The organism is Streptomyces sp. NPDC002055, from assembly GCF_040296705.1.
Classification (GTDB): Bacteria; Actinomycetota; Actinomycetes; order Streptomycetales; family Streptomycetaceae; genus Streptomyces.
Map to the genome: position 1 here is coordinate 47,201 of NZ_JBEOXS010000020.1, position 26,593 is coordinate 73,793.

The 26,593-nt window shown below is 74.2% G+C and carries 23 protein-coding genes; 17 read left to right on the top strand and 6 right to left on the bottom strand.

Translation table 11 applies throughout. The annotated features are described in order from the left end of the window. Window positions 1-22: 22 nt before the first annotated feature. Window positions 23-1,546, top strand: a complete 1,524-nt coding sequence (locus ABT112_RS14980) for an aminotransferase class V-fold PLP-dependent enzyme (protein WP_351509471.1) — start codon at window positions 23-25, stop codon at window positions 1,544-1,546. Window positions 1,547-1,713: 167 nt separating this feature from the next. On the opposite strand, the gene ABT112_RS14985 is transcribed toward ABT112_RS14980, so the two are convergent. Together ABT112_RS14985 and ABT112_RS14990 are read right to left on the bottom strand one after the other, a co-directional pair. Continuing rightward, a complete protein-coding gene (locus tag ABT112_RS14985; protein WP_351509473.1) occupies window positions 1,714-1,995 on the bottom strand; it encodes an Lrp/AsnC family transcriptional regulator in 282 nt (93 codons plus the stop codon). Between the two features lie 219 nt (window positions 1,996-2,214). Continuing rightward, the gene (locus ABT112_RS14990; protein WP_351509475.1) at window positions 2,215-3,060 is read right to left on the bottom strand and encodes a rhomboid family intramembrane serine protease; all 846 of its coding nucleotides are present in this window, start codon (window positions 3,058-3,060) and stop codon (window positions 2,215-2,217) included. A 175-nt stretch (window positions 3,061-3,235) separates the two neighbouring features. Here ABT112_RS14990 and ABT112_RS14995 point away from each other — a divergent pair, with 175 nt between their 5' ends. From ABT112_RS14995 to ABT112_RS15015, 5 genes are all read left to right on the top strand, one after another. After that, a complete protein-coding gene (locus ABT112_RS14995) occupies window positions 3,236-3,475 on the top strand; it encodes a hypothetical protein (RefSeq protein ID WP_351509477.1) in 240 nt (79 codons plus the stop codon). Between the two features lie 20 nt (window positions 3,476-3,495). Next, on the top strand, window positions 3,496-4,854 hold the full coding sequence (locus ABT112_RS15000; protein ID WP_502975347.1) for an NYN domain-containing protein: 1,359 nt from the start codon (window positions 3,496-3,498) through the stop codon (window positions 4,852-4,854). 317 nt (window positions 4,855-5,171) lie between these two features. Continuing rightward, window positions 5,172-6,197 (top strand): C40 family peptidase, encoded by a 1,026-nt coding sequence (locus ABT112_RS15005; RefSeq protein ID WP_351509481.1) that lies wholly within the window; start codon window positions 5,172-5,174, stop codon window positions 6,195-6,197. A 226-nt stretch (window positions 6,198-6,423) separates the two neighbouring features. After that, window positions 6,424-7,467, top strand: coding sequence for a C40 family peptidase (locus tag ABT112_RS15010; RefSeq protein ID WP_351509482.1), 1,044 nt, complete (start codon window positions 6,424-6,426; stop codon window positions 7,465-7,467). Window positions 7,468-7,525: 58 nt separating this feature from the next. Next, on the top strand, window positions 7,526-8,788 hold the full coding sequence (locus ABT112_RS15015) for a hypothetical protein (protein WP_351509484.1): 1,263 nt from the start codon (window positions 7,526-7,528) through the stop codon (window positions 8,786-8,788). Window positions 8,789-8,832: 44 nt separating this feature from the next. Here the strand turns inward: ABT112_RS15015 and ABT112_RS15020 are convergent, their stop codons facing one another. Continuing rightward, window positions 8,833-10,455 (bottom strand): glycosyltransferase 87 family protein, encoded by a 1,623-nt coding sequence (locus tag ABT112_RS15020; protein ID WP_351509486.1) that lies wholly within the window; start codon window positions 10,453-10,455, stop codon window positions 8,833-8,835. Between the two features lie 224 nt (window positions 10,456-10,679). On the opposite strand from ABT112_RS15020, the gene ABT112_RS15025 reads away from it, so the two are divergent. Both ABT112_RS15025 and ABT112_RS15030 read left to right on the top strand, forming a co-directional pair. Then, complete coding sequence (locus tag ABT112_RS15025; RefSeq protein ID WP_351509488.1) at window positions 10,680-11,822, top strand: glycosyltransferase family 4 protein; 1,143 nt, start codon at window positions 10,680-10,682, stop codon at window positions 11,820-11,822. Window positions 11,823-12,322: 500 nt separating this feature from the next. Beyond that, window positions 12,323-13,939 (top strand): GMC oxidoreductase, encoded by a 1,617-nt coding sequence (locus ABT112_RS15030; RefSeq protein ID WP_351509490.1) that lies wholly within the window; start codon window positions 12,323-12,325, stop codon window positions 13,937-13,939. A 126-nt stretch (window positions 13,940-14,065) separates the two neighbouring features. On the opposite strand, the gene ABT112_RS15035 is transcribed toward ABT112_RS15030, so the two are convergent. Next, window positions 14,066-15,862, bottom strand: a complete 1,797-nt coding sequence (locus ABT112_RS15035; protein ID WP_351509492.1) for an AMP-dependent synthetase/ligase — start codon at window positions 15,860-15,862, stop codon at window positions 14,066-14,068. Window positions 15,863-16,136: 274 nt separating this feature from the next. On the opposite strand from ABT112_RS15035, the gene ABT112_RS15040 reads away from it, so the two are divergent. The 6 genes from ABT112_RS15040 (at window position 16,137) to ABT112_RS15065 (ending at window position 21,788) form a co-directional block, all read left to right on the top strand. Further along, window positions 16,137-16,898 carry a metallophosphoesterase family protein gene (locus ABT112_RS15040; protein ID WP_351509495.1) on the top strand — a complete coding sequence of 254 codons (762 nt, stop codon included), beginning with the start codon at window positions 16,137-16,139 and terminating at the stop codon, window positions 16,896-16,898. A 232-nt stretch (window positions 16,899-17,130) separates the two neighbouring features. Further along, the gene (locus tag ABT112_RS15045; RefSeq protein WP_351509496.1) at window positions 17,131-17,580 is read left to right on the top strand and encodes an SRPBCC family protein; all 450 of its coding nucleotides are present in this window, start codon (window positions 17,131-17,133) and stop codon (window positions 17,578-17,580) included. A 14-nt stretch (window positions 17,581-17,594) separates the two neighbouring features. Then, window positions 17,595-19,166 (top strand): ArsA-related P-loop ATPase, encoded by a 1,572-nt coding sequence (locus ABT112_RS15050; protein ID WP_502975348.1) that lies wholly within the window; start codon window positions 17,595-17,597, stop codon window positions 19,164-19,166. Between the two features lie 258 nt (window positions 19,167-19,424). Further along, window positions 19,425-19,892 (top strand): DUF5304 domain-containing protein, encoded by a 468-nt coding sequence (locus tag ABT112_RS15055; RefSeq protein ID WP_351509498.1) that lies wholly within the window; start codon window positions 19,425-19,427, stop codon window positions 19,890-19,892. Window positions 19,893-20,019: 127 nt separating this feature from the next. Next, entirely contained in the window at window positions 20,020-20,961 is a 942-nt protein-coding gene (locus ABT112_RS15060; RefSeq protein WP_351509500.1) for an ROK family glucokinase, read from the top strand. Window positions 20,962-21,026: 65 nt separating this feature from the next. Beyond that, on the top strand, window positions 21,027-21,788 hold the full coding sequence (locus ABT112_RS15065; protein ID WP_351509502.1) for an endonuclease/exonuclease/phosphatase family protein: 762 nt from the start codon (window positions 21,027-21,029) through the stop codon (window positions 21,786-21,788). Between the two features lie 217 nt (window positions 21,789-22,005). On the opposite strand, the gene ABT112_RS15070 is transcribed toward ABT112_RS15065, so the two are convergent. Beyond that, complete coding sequence (locus tag ABT112_RS15070) at window positions 22,006-22,695, bottom strand: hypothetical protein (RefSeq protein ID WP_351509505.1); 690 nt, start codon at window positions 22,693-22,695, stop codon at window positions 22,006-22,008. Beyond that, complete coding sequence (locus ABT112_RS15075; RefSeq protein WP_351509507.1) at window positions 22,688-23,506, bottom strand: alpha/beta hydrolase; 819 nt, start codon at window positions 23,504-23,506, stop codon at window positions 22,688-22,690. Before ABT112_RS15075 ends, ABT112_RS15070 begins: the two co-directional genes overlap by 8 nt. Before the next feature lie 234 nt (window positions 23,507-23,740). Between ABT112_RS15075 and ABT112_RS15080 the strand changes: the two genes are divergently transcribed. Genes ABT112_RS15080 through ABT112_RS15090 form a run of 3 tightly spaced genes read left to right on the top strand, consistent with a single transcriptional unit; the run spans window position 23,741 to window position 26,515 of the window. Further along, on the top strand, window positions 23,741-24,523 hold the full coding sequence (locus ABT112_RS15080; RefSeq protein ID WP_351509509.1) for a 1-acyl-sn-glycerol-3-phosphate acyltransferase: 783 nt from the start codon (window positions 23,741-23,743) through the stop codon (window positions 24,521-24,523). Between the two features lie 25 nt (window positions 24,524-24,548). Next, window positions 24,549-25,841 (top strand): MacS family sensor histidine kinase, encoded by a 1,293-nt coding sequence (gene macS / locus ABT112_RS15085; RefSeq protein WP_351509511.1) that lies wholly within the window; start codon window positions 24,549-24,551, stop codon window positions 25,839-25,841. Next, a complete protein-coding gene (locus ABT112_RS15090) occupies window positions 25,838-26,515 on the top strand; it encodes a response regulator (RefSeq protein ID WP_351509512.1) in 678 nt (225 codons plus the stop codon). The genes macS and ABT112_RS15090 overlap by 4 nt, the downstream gene beginning before the upstream one ends. The last annotated feature ends 78 nt before the right edge of the window (window positions 26,516-26,593 follow it).

Below are 26,593 nucleotides of genomic sequence, written 5' to 3' on the forward strand. Positions count from 1 at the left end.
GTTCCCACCGGGAGACTCCGCCATGTCCGTGCGCCCTGCCGCCGCCACGACCGCCACTGCCACGACTGCCGCTGCCACGACCGCCTCTGCCGCGACCGCGACCGCGACCGCGACCGCCACCGGCCTCCGCGCCGATTCCGTGCGCGCCGGGGCGAGTTCGGCCGATGACGCGGCCTCCCCCGAGGCCGCCTGTCCCACCGGCCCGCTGCCCGTCCTCGGCCGGGACGTCCTCGTCCCGCTGGTCACCGGGGGAGAGGTGGAGTACGCGGCGCTCGACTACGGGGCCAGCGCCCCCGCCCTCCAGCGGGTCTGGGACGACGTCGCCGCCTACGCGCCCTACTACGGCAGCGTGCACCGCGGTGCCGGCTACCTCTCGCAGCTGTCCACCGACCTCTTCGAGAACAGCCGCGCCACGGTCGCCGGCTTCCTCGGCTGCCGCGAGGACGACCAGGTCGTCTTCACCCGGTCCACCACCGACTCGCTCAACCTGCTCGCCGCCGCCCTGCCGCGGAACACCCGGGTGTTCGTGTTCGAGACCGAGCACCACGCCTCGCTGCTGCCCTGGCAGCAGCGCGAGGGCATCACCGTCACCTGCCTCGACGCGCCCCGCACCCCGGCCCAGGCCGTCGAGACCCTGGAGCGGGCGCTCGCCGACCGGGAGCCGTACGGCCCGGCGCTGGTGTGCGTGACCGGCGCGTCCAACGTCACCGGTGAGCTCTGGCCGGTCCGCGCACTGGCGGCGGCGGCCCATGCGCACGGCGCGCGGATCGTCCTGGACGCCGCACAACTCGCCCCGCACCACCCCGTGGACATCGATGCGCTGGACGTCGACTGGGTCGCCTTCTCCGGGCACAAGCTCTACGCGCCGTTCGGCTCCGGTGTGCTCGCCGGCCGGGCCGACTGGCTGCGTTCCGCCGAGCCCTACCTCGCCGGCGGCGGCGCGAGCCGTACGGTCTCCCGGCGCGCCGACGGCGGCGTGGACGTCGAGTGGCACACCACCGCGGCCCGGCACGAGGCCGGTTCGCCGAACGTCATCGGTGTCCACGCCATCGCCTCCGCCTGCAAGGCGCTGTCCGAGGCGGGCTTCGACTCCCTCGTCGAGCGGGAGCAGCGGCTCGTCGCCCGCCTCCGCGCGGGGCTGGCGGAGGTGCCCCAGGTGAAGGTGCTGTCGCTGTTCGGCGACGACGCCCCCCGCGTCGGCGTGCTCTCCTTCGTGGTGGAGGGCTGGAACAGCTCGCACTTCGCGGCCGCCCTCTCCGCCGAGTACGGCATCGGGGTGCGCGACGGCCTCTTCTGCGCCCACCCCCTGGTCCGGACCCTGCTCGGCGGCGCGGCCGACGAACCGGGCGAGTGCGGGGCGCCGGACGCGGCACCGGGGGAGCGGTCCCTCAACGCCATCCGCGTCAGCTTCGGCGCCGGCACCCCCGACGAGCACATCGACCGCTTCGTCGGCGCGGTGAAGGAGCTGGTCCACGATGGTGCGCGGTGGAGCTACCGCACCGAGGACGGCCGCTGCGTCCCGGACCGGAACGCCGGGGCGGCCTGACACGGGAACCCCGGGCCGGCCTGACACCGGGGTGCCCTGCCGGACCGCGCCGGGGCGCCCGTACCGGACCGCGGCCGGGCCCGTCGCTCACCGGGGCGGCGGGCCGGGCCGCGTATGCCGGGCCGCGTACGCCGGGACAGTGCGGGACAGGGGGTGTGCGGGCGGAGTTACGCGTCGAGACCGATCGCGAAGGCGGCTTCCAGGTCGTGCTGGGAGTACGTGCGGAAGGCGACGTGGGTGTCGGTCCCGGCAACCCCGGGGATCTTGCTGATCCGGCCCGGGATCACATCCGCCAGATCGTCGTGGCGCGCCACCCGGACCATGGCCACCAGGTCGTAGGTACCGGTGACCGAATAGACCTCGCTGACCCCCTCCAGAGCGGCGATGGACTCGGCGATCTCGGGGATCCGGTCCACGCTGGTCTTGATGAGCACGATCGCGGTGATCACGGCTGGCTGTCTCCCTCGGTCGCCCTGAATGCGCTGCTCACTCTAGCTCTCCCGTCACCCACGACCACCCTCAACGGAAGACGCCCCCGAGCTCTCCCGTCACCCACCACCACCCTCAAAGGAAGACGCCCCCGACACTCCCTTGCTCCCATACGGGCTGCCGTCGGGAGCGCGCTGAACTCCTCGTCTTCCACCGCCCCGCCCCGACGCCGTCCCGCGCTATCCCTCCTGGCCCGCGCTCCCCTCCACGGCGCGGGCTCCCCCCTCCACCGCGGGTGTTCCCCCTTCCGCGGCGGACGTTCCCCCCTCCGTCGACAGCGCCTCCGCCGGCAGCGCCTCCGCCGGCAGCGCCTCCTGCCACGGCCGGCTGCGCCGGTAGCGGGCCCACGCGTAGAGGAAGCCGAGGCAGAAGCCGATCAGGTGGGCGAGGTAGGCCACCCCGGGCTGGTCCGAGTCGGCCTTCCCGGCGGCCAGCCACTGGAGCACGAACCAGAAGACCAGCACCATCCAGGCGGGGAAGCGCAGCGGCAGGAAGAAGAGGAACGGGAAGAGGCTCGTGACGCGGGCGCCGGGGAACAGATAGAGAAAGGCTCCCAGGACCCCGGAGATCGCTCCGGAGGCCCCGACCAGGGTCTGGGAGGAGTCGGCGTGGACGGCCGCGTAGCCGGCCAGTGCCAGGCAGCCGACGGTGAGGTAGAAGAGCGCGTAGGCCGCCCGGCCCATCCGCTCCTCGGCCATCCCGCCGAAGACGAAGAGAAAGAGCATGTTGCCCAGCAGGTGCAGCCAGTTGCCGTGCACGAAGAGGGCGGTCAGCGGGGTGAGGAGCGCGCGTGGGTCCCCGCTGAGCAGCTCGCTGGGGATGACGCCCCAGCGCTCGAAGTGCGCGACCTGCGCCGCCGTCGCATCTCCCGCGGAGCCGTGCGCGGGCACCAGCCCGGAGGCCGGTCCGAGGGCGAAGAACAGGCAGCACGAACCGATGAGCGCATACGTGACCAGGGGCCCGTTGCGGGCAGCCCGCAGGGCCCCCGCTGCCGCCTGCTTCACCGAGTGCGCCGTGGGGATCATGCACAGAGCATGGCCTAACCGGATCAACCTGCCCAGAGTGCCTCGCCGGGCCCGCGCTGCACGCCCGGCCCCGGCGCCGGTGGCCTCCCAGGCCGTAGGGTTACGGCAAGCACCCCCGCGGTTCGACGGCGCACCGTGGCGGGCAAGCGCAGACGATGAAGACGAGGACGACACGATGGGCGTTCCCCAGCCGACGGCCGAGACCCGCTGGCGCTGCACCCTGTGCGGCAACCTGACCCGTTTCGACGTGACCCGCTCGACCCGCGCCGTCGAGTACGTCCACCTCGACCTGGCCGGAGAGCCGAGCGTCGAGGAGCGCGACGTGCTCAGTGAGACCATCGAGGCGGTGCGGTGCCGTTGGTGCAACGCGGTGGACCAGATCGAGCTGGTGGACCGCCCCGGCGCGAACGCCTGAGAACGGAGCGGTGACAGGTGGTGGAGCGGAGCGACGGTACCGGTGAGGGCCCTGAGGCCGCCGGTTCCGCTGAGGTGCTCGACCGCCCGCTCCCCGAGGGTGTGCGGCGCAAGGTCGTCACCATCGCCGGGGACGCCTTCGGCGGTCTCACGATGGCCGAACTCCCGCCGCAGCTGAGGCAGTACGCCCGTTTCACCCCGACCCGCCGGGCCAAGTTCGCGGGCAACGCCATGGCCGCGGCGCTGGAGAGCCACCCGCTCTTCCGGCAGCGCATCGGGGAGAAGTTCCGCGAGGCGCAGCCGGAGCTGGCCGAGGCGCTGGAGTCCGGCTCGCCGCCCGCAGCGGCGGACCCGCTGGACGTGGCGGCGGCGGCGTACGTGCTGCGCCCGGCGGGCTGGGTGAAGCTGGTCGCCGCGGCGAGCGAGGAGGCGCAGCGTGCCCGGGCCGAGCGGGCCGACGAGGACGCCGCCCGCGAGCTGGAGCGGCTGCGGGCCGAGCTGGCGGACGCCCGGAGCGCGGCCCGTGCCGACGCCGACCGGATGCGGGCGGAGCTGGACGCGGCCCGCAAGGAGGCCGACACCCTGCAGCGCAAGCTGCGCAGCGCCGTGAGCGATGTCCGGCGCGGCGAGGCGGCGGTGCGCAAGGCCGCGGCCGAGCTGGAGGACGTGCGGTCCGCCGCCGCCACGGACAAGGCGGCCGCGGACAGCGAGGCGCGGCGGCTCAAGGCGCGGCTCGCCGAGACGGAGGGCGCGCTCGAGGCGAGCCGCCGTGCCGTGCGCGAGGGCCGCAGCGTCGAGGACATGCGGCTGCGGCTGCTGCTGGACACCGTGCTGGACGCCGCGCAGGGGCTGCGGCGCGAACTGGCGCTGCCGCCCGCGTCGGTACACCCCGCCGACACCGTGGAGGCGGTGGAGCCGGGGCGGATGACACCGAAGGACGTGGCCACCCGTGCGCTGTCGGAGACCGATCCGGCGCTGCTCGACCAGTTGCTCGCCCTGCCGCAGGCCCATCTGGTCGTCGACGGCTACAACGTCACCAAGACCGGCTATCCCACGATGCCGCTGGAGAAGCAGCGGTTGCGGCTGCTGGGCGGGCTGGCGGTGCTGGCGGCGCAGACCGGCGCCGAGATGACCTGTGTCTTCGACGGGGCGGAGCTGGCCGCGCCGGTCCTGCTCGCGCCGCCGCGCGGTGTGCGGGTGCTGTTCAGTAAACCGGGGCAGACCGCCGACGAGTTGATCCGGCAGCTGGTGCGTGCCGAGCCGCCCGGCCGACCGGTCGTCGTGGTCTCCACCGACCGCGAGGTCGCCGACGGCGTGGCCCGCGCCGGCGCCCGTCCGGTTGCGTCCGCCCTGCTGCTGAAGCGGCTTTCGCGCACCTGAGCAACGTCTGGGCCTTGTGCCCGAATTGACGGAACGTAGCGTCAGTCGCCCGCTACTGGCTGTATGACGTTTGTAAAGAATGCGCGGCACAATCGAGTTTTTTCTCATCAGGATTTGAACCGATCACAAGAAGGTCACTAAGGTCGGCCCTCGAACCTTCGCGCGGTTGACCATCCATCCGGGATGTCAGCGGAGGAACCGCCGAGTCCGCGGCGCTCTGCAGGCTTCAGGGGGAGGCCGGGGGCATCCGGAGCCGGGGTCCGATGACCCCCCACTCGCACCCGGTAGGCGGCTGAAGGAAGAAGGAGCTCGCCCCCGTGGCGTCCCACCGTCGACCCAAGCAGCCCAGCCGCACCCGCGTGACCGTGCTCACCGCAACTGCCGCAGCCGCCGTCGCTCTCACGTCCCAGGCCGCGCAGGCCGACCCGAAGCCGACCAAAAAAGAGGTCAAGGCCAAGGTCGACAAGCTCTACGAAGAGGCCGAGGTCGCGACCGAGAAGTTCAACGGCGCGAAGGAGAAGCAGGAGGAGCTCGAGCAGCAGGTCGGCGACCTCCAGGACAAGGTGGCCCGCGGCCAGGAGGGGCTGAACGAGCTCCGCAACGGCCTGGGTTCGATGGCGACCGCCCAGTACCGCTCCGGCGGCATCGACCCGTCCGTGCAGCTGATGCTCTCCTCCGACCCGGACAGCTACCTCGACCGGGCCTCCACGCTCGACCAGTTGAGCGGCAAGCAGGCCGACGAGCTCCGGAAGATCGCCGACAAGCAGCGCGCGCTCAAGCAGCAGCGCGAGGAGGCGTCCGACAAGCTCGAGGAGCTGGCGGACACCCGCAAGGCGCTCGGCGGCAAGAAGAAGGAGATCCAGGGCAAGCTCTCCGAGGCCCAGTCCCTGCTCAACAGCCTGACGGCGAAGGAGAAGGCGGCCATGGCCGCCGCCGACGCCCGCGCCAGCCGCGCCAGCAGCAGCCGGGTGGACCTCGGCAACGACGTTCCGGAGTCGCAGCGCGCCGCCGCCGCCCTCAACGCCGCCAAGACCAAGATCGGTTCGCCGTACGTCTGGGGCGCCACCGGCCCGAGCTCCTTCGACTGCTCCGGCCTGACCTCGTGGGCGTATTCGCAGGCCGGGGTCTCCCTGCCGCGCATGTCCCAGGACCAGGCGAACGCCGGCACCCGCATCGGTCAGGCCGACCTCAAGCCGGGCGACCTGGTCATCTTCTACGGCGACGCGCACCACGTCGGGCTCTACGCCGGCAACGGCCAGGTGCTGCACGCGCCGAAGCCGGGTGCCAACGTGCGCTTCGAGGCCATCGGCAACATGCCGTTCAGCACGGGCGTCCGCATCTGACGCTCCGGGACGCGCCCGCCCATCCGGGCGAATTGCATAACGCGCTGTAACTCCACGCCCCGCCGGTGACCTGCGTCTCCGGCGGGGCGTCGCGCTGTGTGCCCGGCAACGGTCTTTGGACGCTCCGGGGTTGCGCGGCTACTGTCTGCGAGCGCAGTTCCCGGACCGACGCTCCGCCCGACCGGGCGGCAGGGGCTGCACACCGTGAAAGGGAGTGCGGCGTCCTGTGGCATCCCATCGACGTCCCTCGCCGTCGGGCCTCGGCAGGACGGCCCGGGTCTCGGTGCTCTCCGCAGCCGCGGCGAGCGCGGCGGCAGCCCTGTCGGCCGCGCCCGCCGGGGCCGATCCGCACGACGGCCCGGCCGGTGTGCGGGCCCGGGTGGACCGGCTGTACGAACAGGCCGAGCGGGCCACCGAGCAGTACAACGCGGCGACCGAACGCCGCGAGCGGCTGCGCACCCGCGCCGAACGGATCCAGGAGTCGGTCGCCCGGGGGCAGCAGCAGGTCAACCGGATGCGGGACGGCCTCGCCGGGCTCGCCGGAGCCCAGTACCGGGCGGGCGGTATCGACCCGGCCCTCGCGCTGCTGCTCTCCGGGGACCCGGAGACCTATCTCGACAAGGCGTCCACCCTCGACCGGATCGGCAGCCGTCAGGCCGGCCGGCTGCGCGCCCTGCAGGAGGCCCAGCGTTCGCTACGGCAGCAGCGCACCGAAGCGGCCACGCGGATCGCCGAGTTGGAGCGCAGCCGGGCCGACGTCGCCCGGCACAAGAAGGCCGTCGAACGGCGTCTGGCCGTCGCCCGCCGGCTGCTGAACTCCCTCCCCGCCGAGGCGCGGGAGGCGTTCGCGCGGTCCTCCCGGGACGGCGGCCGCGCCGACGGGGCCGGGGGCCTCGACGCGCTCACCGGCCAGGCGCCCGCGTCCTCCCGTGCCGCGGCCGCGGTCGCCGCCGCCCGCGCCGCCGTCGGCCGCCCCTACGTCTGGGGCATGGCGGGTCCCGGCGGCTTCGACTGCTCGGGGCTGACCCAGTGGTCGTACCGCCAGGCGGGGGTGGCGATTCCCCGCACCTCCCAGGCGCAGCGGCACGCCGGACGGCAGGTGCCGCTCTCCCAGGCCCGCCCCGGGGACCTCGTCACCTACCGCTCCGACGCCAGCCACGTCGGGATGTACATGGGCAACGGGCAGGTGGTGCACGCCCCGTACCCCGGCGCGCGGGTGCGGTACGACCCGGTCGGCATGATCCCCGGCGCCACGGTCACCCGCGTCTGACCGGTCCTCGCCCCGGTGCCGTGCCGCCCCGGCCGCGGGCGCACGTACGATCGACGGCGTGGCGCGAGCGGGGACCGGGACGAGAGGCGCGACAGCGCTCGGTACGGTGCTGCTGCTCGTCCTGCTCGCCGCCCTGACCGGCTGCGGCGGGCCGCCCGTCGGCCGCGACGGCACGGAACGGGCCGTCCAGCGGATGCTCGACCGCCGCGCCGCGGCCCTGCTGGACCGGGACGCCGGCGCCTTCCTCTCCGCCGCGGACCCCCGTGCCACCGGCTACCGGGCCGGGCAGCGCCGCCTCTTCCGCAACCTCGCCGAGGTGCCGCTGCGCAGTTGGCAGTACCGGCTGGTCCGCACCGGCGGATTCGAGCCCGCCCGGGGCGACGGCCGCCGGGTCGCCGCCGAGGTCCGGCTCCGCTACCGCCTCGACGGGTTCGACACCGCCCCGGTCACCACGGTGCAGCGGCTCACCGTCAGTGAGCGGGACGGCCGGTGGTACGTCGCGGCCGAGGAGTCCCGGACCGCCGACGGCCGGCGCCCCGCCCGGAACCTGTGGGACCAGGGCCGGGTCGACGCGGTGCGCGGCCGGCACAGCCTGGTCCTCGGCGTCGGCCAGGCCCCGGACCGGCTGCGGGAGATCGCGCGCACCGCCGACGGGGCGGTGCCCGAAGTGAACGGCGCCTGGCCGGGCCGCTGGGCCCGGCGGGTGGTGCTGCTCGTACCGGGGTCGCTGGACGGCATGGGGGACCTCCTGGGGGCACCCGCCGCCGGCTACCGCGGCATCGCCGCCGTGACCACCGGGGAGGCCGGGGGATCGCCGCACGCACCGGCGGACCGGGTGATCGTGAACCCGGACGCGTACGGCGTCCTGGGCGCGTTCGGGCGGCGGGTGGTGCTCACCCATGAGACGACCCATGTGGCCACGCGCGCCGCGACCTCCTCCGCCACCCCGCTCTGGCTGTCCGAGGGCTTCGCCGACTGGGCCGGCTACCGCGGCACGGGCCGTACCCCCAAGGAGGGCGCCCCCGGACTCGCCCGCGCGGTGCGGGCGGGCCAGGCGCCCCGGGGCCTGCCCTCGGACGAGGACTTCCGGTTCGGCGGCGACCCGGACCGCCTCGGCCGGGCGTACGAGAGCGGCTGGCTGGCCTGCCGCATGATCGCCGAACGGTGGGGCACGGACCGGCTCGCCCGCTTCTACCGGGCGGTCGGTGCCCACGAGGGGCGCACGGGCGCGGTGGAGGCGGCGCTGCGCGGGACGCTGCGGACGGATCCGCGGGAGTTCACGGCGCTGTGGCGCGGGTACGTCCGGGCCTGGCTGGGCTGAGCGGGCCGCGGCTGTCTCCCCGGGCCCCGCCGGAGGGTGCCCGGTCAGCGCTTCTCGCGGGCCGGCCGCGGCAGGCTCCGTCGAAGATCCACCGGCAGGTTGCCCCCGAGCCCCTGCGGGAGGCCCCGCCCGAGGTCCGGTGGGAGGAAGAGGCGCGGCTCGCGGGCCGCGGCGCGCCACAGCCGGGCGCACGCGAGCAGCGCGGCGGCCACCAGCAGACCGTTGCGGGCCGCCAGCACCGCGATGCCCAGCGGGTCGCCGGCCACCACATGGGAGAACCAGATGGGGAACTCCAGCTGGGTGGCTCCGGCCGCCAGGAGGACCAGGACCGCCGGAACGGTCATCAGCGTGCTGTGCAGGGTCAGGCAGACCGCGGCGAGTCCGAGCAGCCAGAGCAGATACTGCGGACTGATCACCCGGCTGGTCGTGGTGAAGAGCAGCACGGCCGTGAACGCCGCGTCCGCGGGCAGCGCCGCCGGACCGCCGTGCCCGTCGGCCCACGGACTGCACCGATGCCCCGGCCGGCATCCGCGGGCGGCCCGGACCGCACGCCGCCGCCAGAGCAGCAGCCAGCCCAGCGCCGCCGCGGTGAGGGCGAGGGAGACACCGCTGACCAGGCCGACGTACGGGCCGAGGTACTCCACCGAGCCGTAGTTGAGCAGCACCTGGCCGTCCCACCCGAGGTGCCGCGCGACATGGAAGACCAGCGAGCCCAGGGACTCGACCTCGGTGCCCCGGTCGCGCTGGAACGTGAGGAAGGCGAACGCCCCCGGCACGGCCGCGGCGCAGAGCAGGGTGAGGACGGTCCCGGTGACGGCGGCCGCCGTCCACGCCGCCCGGGTGCTCCGGCCGCGCGCGGTGCCGGCCAGGAGCAGCACCGGCCACACCTTCAGCAGCGCACCGAAGGCCGCGAGCGCACCGGCCGTCCGGGGGTGGCGTGGCAAGGCGAGCAGGGCGGCGACGGCCACCCCGGTGACCATCACGTCGTAGCGGGCGTACGCGGTGTGGCCCAGCAGGGGCACCCCGGCCAGCCAGACCCAGGCACCGGTGAGCCGTCGCGCGGCCTGCCCGCCGGCCCGGAGCAGCAGGGCGAGCACCACCGCGTCCGCCGCGCAGGCCAGCAGGAAGAAGGCGGAGGGGTAGTCCAGGAAGGGCAGCAGACCGGGGGAGAGGACGGGCAGCGCGGCGGCGGGCGGGTACTGCCAGGTCACGTCGTCCAGCGGGAAGGTGCCGGTGCGCAGGATCCGGAACCAGCTCTGGTAGATCACCGCCACGTCGCTGGTGACGTCCGGTCCCGGGACGACCAGGACCTTGAAGACACAGAGCAGCAGGACCGCCCGGGTCACGGCCCAGAGCGACCAGAGGGCGGCCACCGGGCGGAGGGCGCGGAACGGGCGCTTCACGGGAGCCTCGGCCCGGGGCGCGGGAGGCGGGGTGGCTCCCGCTCCGGACTCCGGGAGTGCCCCGGACCGTCCGTCGGGGAGGACGCCCGCGGACCGTGGCCCGATGCCGCCGTCCGGCCCGCGCGCCGGGCCGATCCGGGCCTCCGGCGCGGGGGCCTCGTCCGTCGTCCCGCGCGGCAGGCGGTCCGTACCCTTCCGGCTGCTGCCGTCCGCCATGGTGGCCTCGTCCCGTTCTGTGGTGATCCGCGGTGCTCGGTGCATCATGCCGGGCACGGCGGTACGCGGCCACGAGGCGCGGGCTGGCGTGGCGGGGCGGGGTGGCGCGATGAGCAACCGGCTCGCCCGGCGGCGCGGGCGCGAGCTGGGGCGCCCCGGGCCTGTCCGGACCCTGGTGGCGCACGCCCCGGGTCCCCGGCGGGGCCCGCGCGACGCACTCTCCGACAGCCCGCGCGTCACGCTCCCGGGGGACCCGATACTGTCGGCAGGCGATGGACAAGACCCTGATCGTGACCAATGACTTCCCGCCCCGGCCCGGCGGCATCCAGGCGTTCCTGCACAGCATGGCGCTGCGTCTGGACCCGGCCGAGGTCGTGGTCTACGCCTCGACCTGGAAGCGCACCCGGGAAGGCATCGAGGCCACCGCCCGCTTCGACGCGGAGCAGCCGTACACCGTCGTCCGTGACCGGACGACCATGCTGCTCCCGACCCCGCGGGTGACCCGGCGCGCCGTCGGGCTGTTGCGCGAACACGGCTGCACCTCGGTGTGGTTCGGCGCGGCGGCCCCGCTGGGGCTCATGGCGCCCGCGCTGCGCCGGGCGGGCGCGCGCCGGCTGGTCGCGACGACGCACGGGCACGAGGCCGGCTGGGCCCAGCTGCCCGCCGCACGGCAACTGCTGCGGCGGATCGGCGAGGGCACCGACACCCTCACCTACCTCGGCGAGTACACCCGGTCCCGGATCGCCTCCGCCCTGACACCGCAGGCCGCGGACCGGATGGTGCAACTCCCCCCGGGCGTCGACGAGAAGACGTTCCACCCGGGGTCCGGCGGAGACGAGATCCGGGCCCGCCTCGGGCTCTCGGACCGCCCGGTCGTGGTCTGTGTCTCCCGGCTCGTGCCGCGCAAGGGACAGGACACCCTGATCCGGGCGATGCCCCGGATCCTGGCCGCTGTCCCGGACGCCGTGCTGCTGATCGTCGGCGGCGGACCGTACCGGAGCGACCTGGAGAAGCTCGCCGCCGAGACCGGGGTGGCCGGCTCGGTCCGCTTCACCGGGGCGGTGCCCTGGGAGGAACTGCCCGCGCACTACGGGGCCGGCGACGTCTTCGCGATGCCCTGCCGCACCCGTCGCGGCGGTCTGGACGTCGAAGGGCTCGGCATCGTCTACCTGGAGGCCTCCGCCACCGGGCTGCCGGTGGTGGCCGGCGACTCCGGCGGCGCCCCGGACGCGGTGCTCGACGGCGAGACGGGCTGGGTGGTCCCCGGCGGCTCGGCCCCGGACGCGGCCGAGCGCATCATCACCCTGCTGCAGGACCCGGACCTGCGCCGCCGCATGGGAGACCGGGGCCGTGCCTGGGTCGAGGAGCGCTGGCGCTGGGACCTCCTCGCGGACCGCCTCACCGCACTGCTCTGAACCCACCCGGCCCCCGGCCGCCCACCCCGACAGAGCCCCGGGCACCAGGGGATGGCCCCACGAACAGCCGGACAGAGACGCCCCCGAACCACGGACCTGGGTCCGGACGTCAGGGGGGCGCAAGCCAGGGTGAACGCAATGGCGCACGGCGGCAGGGCGAGGCGAACGCGGCGGCCCGCCACGACGGACCGGTGGTCTGAACGCAAGGGGGTGGGGGCGCAGGGGTGGGGGTTCCGGAAACTTCCGTGTATTTGTGGGCCCCCAGGGCCCGTAAATATACGTTCCGGAACCCCCACCCCGGAGCCCCCACCCCCGAAACCGAAAACCACCCGCACCCGCACCCGCACACCCGCACCCGCACACCCGCACCCGCACCCGCACCCGCACAACCACCCCACCCGGCCGCCCCCAAGGCGCACCCCCACCACCCCCCGAACACCGCCCAAAAGCTCATGCGCACGTCTATGGGCAATCCACGATGTTCCGCTCATGATGCGCGCATGAGCCTATATCTGACGCGCCGTCACTTCCTCGGTCTCGCCGCCCTGCAGACGGCCGCCGCACTCGGCGCCACCCGGATCGCCACCCCCGCCGCCGCTGCCTCGGCCCCCCGGGACTACGCCCCCGCCGTCGTCGTCGGATCCGGCTACGGCGCCGCCGTGGCAGCGCTCCGCCTCGGCGAGGCGGGCGTGCGCACCCTGGTCCTCGAAATGGGCCGGCTGTGGCACGAACCCGCCGACGACGGCCGGATCTTCTGTCCCACCACGGCCCCCGACCGCCGGTCCATGTGGTTCCGGACGCGGACCGAGGCCCCCGTGGCCACCTTCCTCTGGCTCGATGTCGTCAATCGGGACATCAGCCCCTACCCCGGGGTGCTCGACCGGGTCCACTACGACCAGATGTCGGTCTACGTCGGCCGTGGCGTCGGCGGCGGCTCCCTGGTCAACGGCGGCATGGCCGTCACCCCGCCCCGAAGCTACTTCTCGGAGGTCCTGCCAAGGGTGGACGCCGACGAGATGTACGGCCGCTACTTCCCGCGCGCGGTCCAGGCCCTCGGCGTCAACACCGTCTCCCCCGACTGGTTCGAGCGGACGGCCTGGTACCGCTTCGCCCGGGTCTCCCGCGCCCACGCCCACCGGGCCGGGCTGCGCACCACCTTCGTGCCCAACGTCTACGACTTCGGCCACATGGAGCGCGAGGACGCCGGGCAGGCCCCCGCCTCGGCGCTCGCCGCCGAAGTGATCTACGGCAACAACCACGGCAAGCGGACCCTCGACCGGACCTATCTCGCCGCGGCCCTCGGCACCGGGAAGGTCACCATCGAGACCCTCCACCAGGTCCGGGCGGTCCGCCGGGAGGCGGACGGCACGTACGTCCTGAGCGTCGACCGGATCGACGAGCGCGGCTCCGTCGTCGCCACCCGGGAGATCGGCTGCCGCCATCTCTTCCTGGGCGCGGGCAGCCTCGGCACCACCGAACTCCTGCTGCGCGCCCGGGAGACCGGCGCCCTGCCCGCGCTCAGCCCGCGGATCGGCACCGGCTGGGGCACCAACGGCAACATCATGACGGCCCGTGCCAACCACATCTGGGACACCACCGGGGCGAAGCAGTCGACGATCCCGGTCCTGGCCATCGACGACTGGGCCAACCCGGACCGGCCGGTCTTCGCCGAGATCGCCCCGCTGCCCATGGGGCTGGAGCACTGGATCAGCCTGTATCTGGCGATCACCAAGAGCCCCGAGCGCGGCACCTTCCGCTACGACCGGGCCACCGACGCCGTACGGCTGGACTGGACGCGGGACCAGAACCAGCCCTCACTCGCCGCCGCGAAGTCCCTGTTCGACCGGGTCAACCGGGCGAACAGCACCATCTACCGCTACGACCTGTTCGGCGGCAACCGGCCCTTCGCCGACGACTTCTGCTACCACCCGCTGGGCGGCTGCGTCCTGGGCGAGGCGACCGACGACTACGGCCGGGCCCGCGGGCACCCGGGGATCTACGTCACGGACGGCTCGCTGATCCCCGGCTCCATCGGCGTCAACCCGTTCGTGACGATCACCGCCCTCGCCGAGCGCACCATGGCGCGCGTGCTCGCCGAGGACGGGATCCGCGGCTGACCGGCCGGACCCCGGCCGGCCCGACCCCGCCCGACGGGGAGGTCAGGCCCGGAACCTCGAGCCCGGAGGATCAGGCCCGGAGGATCAGGCCCGGAGCCTCAAGCCCGGAGCCTCAAGCCTGAAGGATCAGGCCTGGTAGATGGCCTCGATCTCGTCCGCGAAGTCCTTCACGACCACATTGCGCTTGAGCTTCAGCGACGGCGTGACGTGCCCGGACTCCTCCGTGAACTGCGCCGGGAGGATGCGGAACTTGCGGACGGACTCGGCCTTGGAGACCGCGGCGTTGCCGTCCTCGACCGCCTGCTGGACCGCGGCCAGCAGCTCGGGGTCGTCGCGCAGCTCCGCGGCCGTGGCACCGGCCGGCTTGCCGTGGTCCTCGGCCCAGCGCGGCAGGAACTCCTCGTCCAGGGTGATCAGCGCGCCCACGAACGGGCGGCCGTCACCGACCACCATGCACTCGGCGACCAGCGCGTGCGCCCGGATCCGGTCCTCGATCACCGCCGGGGCGACGTTCTTGCCGCCCGCGGTGACGATGATCTCCTTCTTCCGGCCGGTAATCGCGAGGTAGCCGTCGGTGTCGAGAGTGCCGATGTCACCGGTGTGGAACCAGCCGTCCGACAGCGCCTCGGCCGTCGCGGTCTCGTTGTTCCAGTAGTTGCTGAACAGGTGCTCGCCGTGCAGCAGCACCTCGCCGTCGTCGGCGATGCGCACGACCGAGCCGGGCAGCGGCTGGCCGACGGTGCCGATCTTCTGCCGGTCCCACGGGTTGAACGCGGTCGCCGCACTGGTCTCGGTGAGGCCGTAGCCCTCCAGGACCGTGAAGCCGATGCCGCGGAAGAAGTGGCCGAGCCGCTCGCCCAGCGGGGCGCCGCCGGAGATCGCGGCCTCGCCGCGGCCGCCGAGCACGGTCCGCAGCTTGCTGAAGACCAGCTTGTCGAAGAGCTTGTGCTTGAGCTTCAGGCCCAGCGAGGGGCCGGAGGGGGCGTCCAGCGCGCGGCTGTACGCGATCGCCGTGTCGGCGGCCTTGTCGAAGATCTTGCCCTTGCCGTCCGCCTGCGCCTTGGCCCGCGCCGAGTTGTAGACCTTCTCGAAGACCCGCGGCACCCCGAGCACCAGCGTCGGCCGGAAGGAGGCGAGCTCCTCGGTGAGGTTCTTGATGTCCGGTACGAGCCCGAGCTTGATCGGCGCCAGCACGGAGGCGATCTCCACCAGCCGGCCGAAGACGTGGGCCACCGGGAGGAAGAGGAGGACGGAGGAGTCACCAGTGCGGAAGAGCGGACGCAGCCGCTCGACCACGTTGCCGCACTCGGCGAAGAAGTTGCGGTGGGTGAGCACACAGCCCTTGGGGCGGCCGGTGGTGCCCGAGGTGTAGACGATCGTCGCGGGGGAGTCGGCGGTCGCCAGCGAGCTGCGCTCGTCGACCTCGGCGTCCGATACCTCCGCGCCCTTGCTGCGCAGCAGCTCGACGGCGTCCCGGTCGATCTGCCAGACGTGCTCCAGCTCCGGCAGCCGGTCCCGTACGGACTCGATCGCGGCCTCGTGGACCTCGGTCTCGACCAGGCAGCCCACGGCGCCGGAGTCCCCCAGGATCCAGGCGATCTGCTCCGGCGAGCTCGTCTCGTACACCGGCACGGTGGTCCCGCCGGCGGTCCACACGGCGAAGTCCAGCAGCGTCCACTCGTAGCGGGTCCGGGACATCAGCCCGACCCGGTCCCCCGGCTGCACGCCGGCGGCGATCAGCCCTTTGGCCGCCGCCCGGACCTCGGCGAGGAACTCGGTGGCGGTCACGTCCTGCCAGCGGCCGTCCCGCTTGCGTGCGATGACGGCGACGTCGGGATGCTGCGCGGCATTGCGGCGGATCAGATCCGTCAGATTGCCGTCCGCGGGGACCTCGTACAGGGCCGGAAGGCTGAACTCGCGCAAGACTGCTGCTCCTCGTCGGACGCTGGCGCCGACACGTCGTGTCCCGCGTGCTGCGTCGGCTTGCGGCCCATGATCGTGCAATGGGGGTTGGACTGCCCGGACGTTACCCATCGGTATGCGTCACCGATAGGGGGTTCCGGCCAGATGTTTCATGCGTCACATACCGCGGGGGGACCAATGCGCGCAGATTAGTCGAGCAGCCCGGTGACGCCAAAGTAACCGCAGGTCGGGCGCCTCTCCCGGGTGCCCGGTTCGCGGCGTAGGGTCCTCAGATATGCGAGTTCATGTGGTGAGTGACGTTCATGGCAACAGCCGGGACCTCGCCCGGGCCGGGGAAGGTGCCGATGCCCTTCTCTGCCTCGGTGACCTGGTGCTCTTTCTCGACTACGCCGATCATTCCCGCGGCATCTTCCCCGAGCTCTTCGGCGAGGAGAATGCCGACCGCATCGTCGGACTCCGCACCGCCTGCCGGTTCGAGGAGGCCCGCGCGTTCGGCGCCCGGCTGTGGGCCGGGGTCGACCGCCGCAGCGCCATCGAAGGGGCCGTTCGCAAGCAGTACGCCGAACTCTTCGCCGCATTCCCCCAGCCGACGTACGCCACCTACGGCAATGTCGACATCCCGCATCTGTGGCCCGAGTACGTCCGGCCCGGCATCACCGTTCTCGACGGTGAACGAGTGGAGCTCGACGGCCGGGTGTTCGGCTTCGTCGGCGGCGGGCTGCCCAGCCCCATGCGCACCCCCTACGAGATCGACGAGGAGACCTACGCGGCGAAGGTCGCCGCGCTCGGGGAGGTCGACGTGCTCTGCTCGCACATCCCGCCCGACGTGCCCGAGCTCTGCTACGACACCGTGGCCCGCCGCTTCGAGCGCGGCAGTTCGGCGCTGCTGGAGGCGATACGCGAGATCCGGCCGCGGTACGCGCTCTTCGGCCACGTCCACCAGCCGCTGGCCCGCCGGATGCGGATCGGGCGCACCGAGTGCGTGAACGTCGGCCACTTCGCGTCCTCCGGGCGGCCCTGGGCGCTGGAGTGGTGAGCCCCGCGTGAGCCCCGGGGCAGCGGAAACGTTCCCTTCCGGGGGCGGGGGACGGGCCCCGCGGGGGCCCGGGGGAGCAGCCCCTGCCGGGCGTCCGAGGGCCGGGCCGGAGGTGACGCACGGCGTGGGCAGCGGGCCGGGCATCGGCCCGTCCGGTCGCGCGCGGTAGCCTTCACCAGCAGGCATGCACGCCGCGGGCGGACCGTAGTGGAGTAGTGGAGGAGCCACGGAGATGGCGGAACACACCAGCTCGAGCATCACGATCGAGGCGGCACCGTCCGAGGTCATGTCGGTGATTTCCGACTTCGACCGCTATCCGGAGTGGACCGGAGAGGTCAAGCAGGCCGAGGTCCTGGCCAAGGACGAGCAGGGCCGCGCCGAGCAGGTGCGGCTGGTGCTCGACGCCGGCGCGATCAAGGACGACCACACCCTGGCCTACACCTGGACCGGCGACAACGTCGTGAGCTGGTCGCTGGTCAAGTCCCAGATGCTGCGCGCCCTCGACGGCTCGTACAGCCTCGCCCCGGTGGAGGGCGGCAAGCGGACCGAGGTCACCTACCAGCTGACCGTGGACGTCAAGATCCCGATGCTGGGCATGATCAAGCGCAAGGCCGAGAAGGTCATCATCGACCGCGCGCTGGACGGCCTCAAGAAGCGGGTCGAGAGCGGGGCTCAGGCCTGAACGCCCGGACGATCCTGGTCACGGGGGCGGGCGGTGCCGGGCGCACCACCGTCGCCGCCGCCCAGGCCCTCGCCGCGGCGCGCCGCGGACTGCGCACCCTGGTGCTGACCACCGACCGCTTCGCCACCCTGGAAGCGGCCCTCGGGCTGCCCGCCGCGGGGGCGGACGCCGGCCGCGGAGCGCAGCCGCCGTCCGGCCCGGACGGCACCGGTGCGCCCGCCGGCCCCCCGGTCCCCTGGAACCCGCCGGTCCGGGCCGCGCCGAACCTGTGGGCCGCGCGCCTGGACCCCGGTGAGCACTTCCGTACCGAACTCCTGGACCTCCAGGAGCGGTGCTCCGCCGCGCTCGGACTGCTCGGCGCGGCCCCCCTCGACCGCGAGGAGGTGACGGAGGTCCCCGGCGCACCGCAGCTGGCCCTGCTCCGCGCCCTGAGGGCCCTGCACCCCGACGGCACCCAGTGGGCCGGGGAGCAGCGGGAGGACGCGGCCGGACCGTCGCACGGCGTCCCGGCGCCCGGGACACCCGGAGCCGCGGGCCGGGAACCCTCCGCGGCACCCGCCGGCCCGCCCGCCGGCTGGGATGTGGCCGTGTTCGACCTGCCGCCCGTTCCCGAGACGCCGGCCGTGCTCGCGCTGCCCGAACAGCTGCGGCGCTACCTCCGCCGCCTGCTCCCCTCCGAGCGCCAGGCCGCCCGCGCGCTGCGGCCGCTCCTCGCGCAGCTCGCCGGAGTCCCCATGCCGGCGCAGTGGCTCTACGAGACGGCGGACCGCTGCGCCGCCGAACTCGCCGCCGCACAGGCCGTGATCGAGGCGGACAGCACCGTCGTACGGCTCGTCGTCGAGCCCGGACCGGCCGCCGTCGAGACGCTCCGCCGGGCCCACGCCGGGCTCGCACTGCACGGGCTGCGCACCGACGCGGTCATCGCCAACCGGCTGCTCCCCACCGGCTCCGCCGACCCCTGGCTCGCCGCAGCGTCCGGGCAGCAGCAGACCGCCCTGAAGACGCTCGCGGACGACCTCCCGGCCGGCGCGGCGCTGTGGGAGCTGCCGCACCTCGGCCACGACCCCCGCGGCCCCGAGGACCTCGCCGAGCTGCTCGGCCGCGGCAACGCGTCCGCCACCCCGCGCGCCGGGGGACCGGGCACCGGCGACGGCAGCGGTGCGGCGGCAGGCGGGGGCGGTACCGCGTCCGGCCCGGCCGGGGACACCGCGCCGGGCACGCGGGCTTCGGCGGACGGCCCCGCGAACGGTGCTCCCGATGGTGCCGAGGGCGCGGGGACGGACGTTCCCGGCGGCCCCGGGCGCACCTCCCGGGTGCCCGGAACCGTCGAGGACCGGCTCGCCGCCGAGGGCGTGCTCCTCTGGCGGCTGCCGCTGCCCGGCGCCGAACGCGGGGACCTCGACCTCAGCCGCCGGGGCGACGAACTCGTCGTCACCGTCGGCCCGTTCCGCCGGATCCTGCCGCTGCCGTCCGCGCTCCGGCGGTGCACCGTCACCGGCGCGGGCCTCGCGGACGGCGAACTCGGCATCCGCTTCACCCCCGACCCGGGCCTCTGGCCGCGAGCCGGAGGCGGGGCGGCCCGCTGAACGGGGGTGCGGCCGGAACCCGAGTTCGGTGGCCCGTGCGCCGGGGATGCGCGGGCCTGTGCATGCCTGTGCGTCGAGGGATTCGGAGAGCCGGGCGGGCCCCTTCGCGAGCGGGCGGAACGCGCGTGCCGCAGCGGCCGGAACGCGTGCGCCGCGTGCGGCGGCGGCCCGTGCACGGCGGCCGCCCGGTGAACGCCGGACTCCCCGTCGGGTAACGTCGAGAAATACCGTCGAAGTCCTCCCTCGCAGGAGCCCGCCATGAGCGAAGCCACCGAGCGCCCCGCAGCCGGTCCCGCCGACGCCCCCGACGCCGACGCCTGGGCCAAGGCCTGCGCCGAGGATCTCGCGGCGGAGAAGGCGCGCCGCCGCGCACAGCAGGGGCCCCAGCCCGGCAGCGCCGCCGAGGAACTGCGCAAGCTGGCCGACGCCGTGGCCGAGCGGATCTCCGCCTTCCAGGGTCCGCTCGGGGGCGGCGCGGCCGCCGGCGCCGTACAGCAGCTGATCTCCCAGGCCAAGGCCGCCGTCGAACCGGTCGTCGAGCGCAACCCGGAGGTCTTCGACCACCTCGCCGCCGCCGGCTCCGAGCTGCTCGCCGCCTACCGGGCCGCGGTCGAGGGCCAGGAGCGCCGCTGGACCCGCGGTGACGGGCCCCGCGGTGACGACTGGACCCGCGGTGACGACGGCGGGGACGGCCCGTCCGGCACCGAGCGCATCGACCTCGACTGACGCCGGGCGGGCACCCTCCGCGCCCGGCGGAAGCCGCCCTCCCGGGCCGTTCCCTGCTGCCGGTGCGCCCAGGCCCCCTCCGGTACGGTTGGGCGCAGCGGGGATCGACCGAATAACTGAGGGACACATGGGACTCACCATCGGCGTCGACATCGGCGGCACGAAGATCGCAGCTGGCGTGGTCGACGAAGAGGGCTCGATTCTCGAGACGTGCAAGGTACCCACTCCGCCCACGCCCGAGGGTGTCGTCGACGCGATCGCGGACGCGGTGCGGACGGTCAGCACCGACCATCAGGTCGAGGCGGTCGGCATCGGTGCCGCCGGCTACGTCGACGACAAGCGGGCGACCGTACTCTTCGCCCCCAACATCAACTGGCGGCACGAGGCGCTCAAGGACAAGGTCGAGCAGCGCGTCGGGCTGCCCGTCGTCGTGGAGAACGACGCCAACGCCGCCGCCTGGGGCGAGTACCGCTTCGGCGCCGGCCAGGGCCACGAGGACGTCATCTGCATCACCCTCGGCACCGGGCTGGGCGGCGGCATCATCATCGGCAACAAGCTGCGCCGCGGCCGCTTCGGCGTGGCCGGCGAGTTCGGCCACATCCGGGTCGTCCCCGACGGCCTGCTGTGCGGCTGCGGCAGCCAGGGCTGCTGGGAGCAGTACGCCTCCGGCCGCGCCCTCGTCCGCTATGCCCGGCAGCGCGCGGTCGCGGCCCCGGACAACGCCGCCGTTCTGCTGGGCCTCGGCGACGGCAGCCCGGACGCGATCGAGGGGCGGCATGTGAGCGAGGCGGCCCGGCAGGGCTGCCCGGTCGCCATCGACTCCTTCCGTGAACTGGCCCGCTGGGCCGGTGCCGGCCTGGCCGATCTGGCGTCCCTGTTCGACCCGTCGGCGTTCATCGTCGGCGGCGGGGTCTCCGACGAGGGCGACCTCGTCCTGGACCCGATCCGCAAGTCCTTCCGCCGCTGGCTGGTGGGCGGACAGTACCGGCCGCACGCCCAGGTGCTCGCCGCCCAGCTCGGCGGCAAGGCCGGACTGGTGGGCGCCGCCGACCTGGCCCGGCAGGGCTGACCGGCCGCCCACGACAGGACGCGGCGGGGGCCCGCCGTGACGCTCCGATGTGAGGGGATGGCGCCATGCTCGCGGACCTGCCCGAGTCCCGTACCGAACCGGACGGTTCGGCCGTGGTCCGCGTGCTCGGCTACAACATCCGCTCGATGCGCGACGATCGGGTGGCGCTGGCCCGGGTGATCCGGGCCTGCGCCCCCGATCTCGTGTGCGTTCAGGAGGCGCCGCGGTTCTTCCGCTGGCGCAAGGCGGCGGCGTGGCTGGCCCGCGCCACGGGCCTGGTGTACGTCACGGGCGGGGCGACCGCCTCCGGCCCGTTGATCCTCTCCTCGCTGCGCGCCCACGTGGAACGCACCGAGGACATGCTGCTGCCGCGCACCCCCGGCCTGCACCAGCGGGGCTTCGCCACCGCGGTGGTGCGCATCGGCGGTGTCCGGCTCGGCGTGCTCAGCTGCCATCTGAGCATGAGCGCCGACGAGCGCTACGAACAGGGCGGGCTGCTGCTCGACCGGATGCACCGCTTCGCCGCCGAGGGCGTCCCGCACGCGGTGGCCGCGGGGGACCTCAACGACCGGCCCGAGGGGCGGACGTTCCGCCGGCTCGCCGCCGAACTGCAGGACGGCTGGGCCACGGCCCCCTGGGGCGTCGAGCACACCACCCGGCCCGGTGACCCGTTGCAGCGCATCGACGCCGTCCTGCCCACGCGGGGCGTCGAGGTGCTCGGCTGCGGGGTGCCCCGCGGGCTGCGGGGCGTCACGGAGGCGGACCTGCGGGCGGCCACCGACCACCTGCCGGTGCTGGCGGCGCTCCGCGTGCCCGCTCTGTCCTGACGGGGCCGGTCCGTCCTGACGGGGCCGGACCGGTGCGGCGCCGACGGGTGCCGGCCCCGGCACCCTGCGGCGGAACGGGCCTCCCCACCCGTCCGCGCCCGACGACCTGGACCGGACGGCCCGCATCAGCGGCCGGCCGGCGGACCCCGGACCGGCGGACCCCGGACCGGCGGACCCCGGACCGGCGGACCCCGGACCGGCGGACCCCGGACCGGGGTCAGACCACGGCGCCGCGCCCCGGGTCGTCGTCCTCGTCTTCGTCGTCGTTCCGCATCCGGGCGACGAGCGTGCCGAAGCCGCCCAGGAAGCCACCGATGCCGAGCGTGGCGATCAGCGGGGTCATCTCCCACTGCAACAGCACGGTGAGGAGCAGGAGCAGCGGCCCGCCGAGGACCGCGAGCCAGGCGAACTTGGCCGTGGTGTCGGCCGAGGGGAGCGGCGGCGGCTCCGGGGGCACGAAGTGGCCCTCCTCGGAGTCTCCCTCCGCGGGCTCGGGAGTCGCCCAGTCCCGGGGGCCGACTCCGGCCATGTACCCGGTCACGCTCGAACCGAGCGGCCGCGACGGCACTCCCGAACGGCCCGGGGCCCCCGGCCCGGAGGGACCGTCGGCCTCGTCCCGGTCGCTCCGGTCGTTCCGGTCGTTCCGGTCGCTCCGGTCGCTCCGGTCGTTCCGGTCGCTCCGGTCGCTCCGGTCGTTCCGGTCGTCCCCGTCGTTCCGGTCGTCCCCGTCGGTTCGATCGTCGCGGCCGGCCGCGGTGCGCTGCGGCTTCCGCTCCTCGTCGTCCAGCGACAGGTCGGGGTCCGCCGGCTCCTCGCCGTACCCCGCCACGATCGCCGCCCAGGCGGCGTCCTCGTCGACCGGCTCCCGGCCGTCCTCGCGGCCCGCCCCCGTGTTGCGCTCAGCCACCGCTCGCCGTCTCCTTCTCCTTGCCGCTGCCGGGCTCCTCGCCCGCGCCCGGCCCACCGCCCGTAACGGGAGCCAGCCGCTCGACGAAGGCGAGGGACTCCTCGAAGATCCGCTCGGCGTCGTGGTCGAGCGTGGCCACGTGATAGCTGCGCTCCAGCAGGATCTCGGTGACGTCCGTGGAGGAGACCCGGCTCAGGATCCGCGCCGAGTCGGCGGGCGGCACCACGTGGTCCTGCGGGCTGTGCAGCAGCACCATCGGCTGCGTGACCTGCGGAAGCTCCGCGTCCACCACCCGGAAGAACTGCCGGAGCGAGTGCGCGGCGTGCAGCGGGACGCGGTCGTAGCCGACCTCCGCGACCCCTTCCTTCGCGATGTCGCTCGCCACTCCCTTCGTGGTCCGCACCAGGTGCCGGGCCACCGGGAGGGTGTACGCGGACAGCCCGTGCACCTTGTTCGCCGGGTTGACCACGACGATGCCGCTGATCGCGTCACCGTGCTTCGCCGCCAGCCGCAGCGTCAGGGCGCCGCCCATGGAGAGCCCGAAGACGAAGACCCGGCGGCACCGCGTCAGGAGGATCCGCAGCTCCCGGTCCACCTCCGCGTACCAGTCCTGCCAGCCGGTGAGCTGCATGTCCTCCCAGCGGGTGCCGTGGCCGGGCAGCAGCGGCAGGGAGACGGTGAGGCCGCGCGCGGCCAGCCGCTCCGCCCAGGGGCGCAGCGACTGGGGGCAGCCGGTGAAACCGTGGCAGAGGAGTACGCCGATGTCCCCGCCCTCGTGGCGGAACGGCTCGGCTCCGGGGAGGACCGGCACCAGAGGTCTCCTGTTCGTCGTGGGTCCGTGGGTTCCGGGGAGAGAGACGTCTCTCGGCGGGTGAGGTTCCCCGGGAGCTCCGGGGACCTGCGCGGGACACGGTGAGGACTTCACCGTACGCGACGGGACCGACACCGGGTAGGTCCGACGGCAGGCTGGGGGACCGGGGGCGTGCCGCAGCAGGTTAAGGTCTCTTCGTCGGACACAGGAGGTCCTCGGTTGCTTTACGGCGCAATGAAACTGTCCATCGGAGGGACACTGAAGCTTGCCTTCCGCCCCTGGGTGGAAGGGCTCGAGAACGTCCCCGACGAGGGCCCCGCGATCCTGGCCAGCAACCATCTGTCCTTCTCGGACTCCTTCTTCCTGCCGGCCGTGCTGGACCGCAAGGTCACCTTCATCGCGAAGTCCGAGTACTTCACCTCGCCCGGCGTGAAGGGCAAGCTCACCGCGGCCTTCTTCAAGGGCGTCGGCCAGCTCCCGGTCGACCGCTCCGGTGGCCGTGGGGCCGGCGAGGCGGCGATCAGGAGCGGCATCGGCGTGCTGGAGCGCGGTGAGCTGTTCGGCATCTACCCGGAGGGCACCCGCTCGCCGGACGGGCGGCTGTACCGGGGCAAGCCCGGCGGGCTCGCGCGGGTGGCCCTCGCCACCGGCGCCCCGGTGATCCCGGTCGCGATGATCGACACGGAGAAGGTCCAGCCGCCCGGCAAGGTCGTGCCGAAGATGATCCGGCCCGGCATCCGCATCGGCAAGCCCCTGGACTTCAGCCGGTACCACGGCATGGACGGCGACCGCTTCATCCTGCGGTCGGTGACCGACGAGGTCATGTACGAGATCATGAAGCTCTCGGGGCAGGAATACGTCGACATCTACGCGACGGCCGCCAAGCGGCAGATCGCGGACGCCGCCAAGCGGCAGGCCGAGCAGGAGAAGGCCGAGAAGGCGGAGCACGCCGAGGCGAGGAAGGCCGAGGCGAAGAAGGCCGGCGAGGCCGACCGGCAGGAGAAGGCCGGGGCGTAACCGCGCCCGGCAGGGGGGTGGGGAGATGGCACTGCGCACCCAGGTGCGTGAGCTGCCCGGAGCCCGGACGCCGGGCCGGCGCGAGAAGGTCGTCCGGATGTCCGTGGAGCAGCCGCTGTGGCAGGCGCTCACCGCCTTCCGGCTGCTGACCATGGCCTACGCCGTGGCCCGCTACATCTGGGCCCACGAGGAGTACGCCCACCCCCTCGGGGGCTGGATCTACCTCGCGGTGCTCACCGTCTGGACCCTCGGCACCTCGCACCTGGTGAGCTCCGCGGCCCGCTGCAGCTACCGCTTCCTCGCCGCCGACATGACCGTCGCCCTCACCGGCATCCTGCTCACCCCGGTGCTCGACGACCCCGCCCGGGTCGCCGCCGGGGAGGCCACCCTGCCCTCCATCTGGACCGCGGGCGCGGTGCTCGGTTACGCGATCAAGGGCGGCTGGCGCTGGGCGGCGGCGGCCTCCTGCGTCGTGGGCATCTCCAACATCATCGAGCGCGGCGAGCTGTCCAAGGGCAATGTGCACAGCATCGTCCTGCTCTCCGTGGCCTGCACCGCGGTCGGTTACGTCGTCGAGGTGGCCCGCGCGAGTGAGCGCACCCTGGCCCGGGCCCTCCAGATCGAGGCGGCCACCCGCGAGCGGGAGCGGCTCGCCCGGGACATCCACGACAGCGTCCTCCAGGTCCTCGCGATGGTGCAGCGGCGCGGCACCGAGATCGGCGGGGAGGCGGCCCGGCTCGGGCGGATGGCGGGGGAGCAGGAGATCGCCCTGCGCACGCTGATCTCCAACGGGCTGGTCCCCGGGGCCCGTACGGCGCCCGTCCTGCCGGAGACCACCGACGACGGGCCCGGCACCGCCGCGGAGGCGGAGCACACCCGGGCAGCCGACGCGGGCACCACCGGCGGCTCGTGCGATCTGCGGGCGCTGCTCGCGCCGTACGCGGGCGCCCGGGTGTCGTTCGCGGAGCCCGGCACGCCCGTGCTCCTGGAGGCTGGAGCCGCAGCGGAGCTCGCGGCCGCCGCCGGCGCCGCCCTCGACAACGTCCGCAAGCACGCCGGCGAGGACGCGCAGGCGTGGATCCTGCTGGAGGACGAGCCGGACGCGGTGATCGTGACCGTACGGGACGACGGCCCCGGCATCCCGGAGGGGAGACTGGCCGACGCCGAGCGGGAGGGCCGGCTCGGGGTCGCCCTGTCGATCCGCGGCCGGCTGCGGGACCTGGGCGGCAGCGCCGAACTGCTGTCGGTCCCCGGACAGGGCACCGAGGTCGAGTTGAGAGTTCCGAAGGGGAACCGCGGGAGCGAGGCGAAGCGATGACGGAGCAGCAGCCGACGGTCAGTGTCATGGTCGTCGACGACCACCCCATGTGGCGCGACGCCGTCGCCCGTGACCTGGCCGCCGCCGGCTTCGACGTGGTGGCCACCGCCGGGGACGGCCCGCAGGCGGTGCGCCGGGCCCGCGCGGCCGGCCCCGACGTGCTGGTCCTGGACCTCAACCTGCCCGGTATGCCGGGAGTTCAGGTCTGCAAGGAGCTCGTCGGGTCGGACCCGACGCTGCGGGTCCTGGTGCTCTCCGCGAGCGGTGAGCACGCGGACGTCCTGGAGGCCGTCAAGTCCGGTGCCACCGGCTATCTGCTGAAGTCGGCGAGCGGCGAGGAGCTGATCGACGCGGTCCGGCGCACCGCCGTCGGCGACCCCGTCTTCACCCCGGGGCTGGCGGGGCTGGTCCTGGGCGAGTACCGCAGGCTGGCCGCCGATCCGCCCCCCGCGGCCGCCGACGAGCCGGGCGCGCCCCGGCTCACCGACCGGGAGACCGAGGTGCTGCGCCTCGTCGCGAAGGGCCTCTCGTACAAGCAGATCGCGGAACGCCTGGTCATCTCGCACCGCACCGTGCAGAACCACGTCCAGAACACCCTGGGCAAGCTCCAGCTCCACAACCGCGTCGAACTGGTGCGATACGCGATCGAGCGCGGGCTGGACGACGACGCGTAGGCGGTGGCCTTGCTCGGCCGGTGACGTCGGGCTGCCCGCCGGGGGAACCCGGCGCCGCGGGCCGCCTCCCACCGCCCC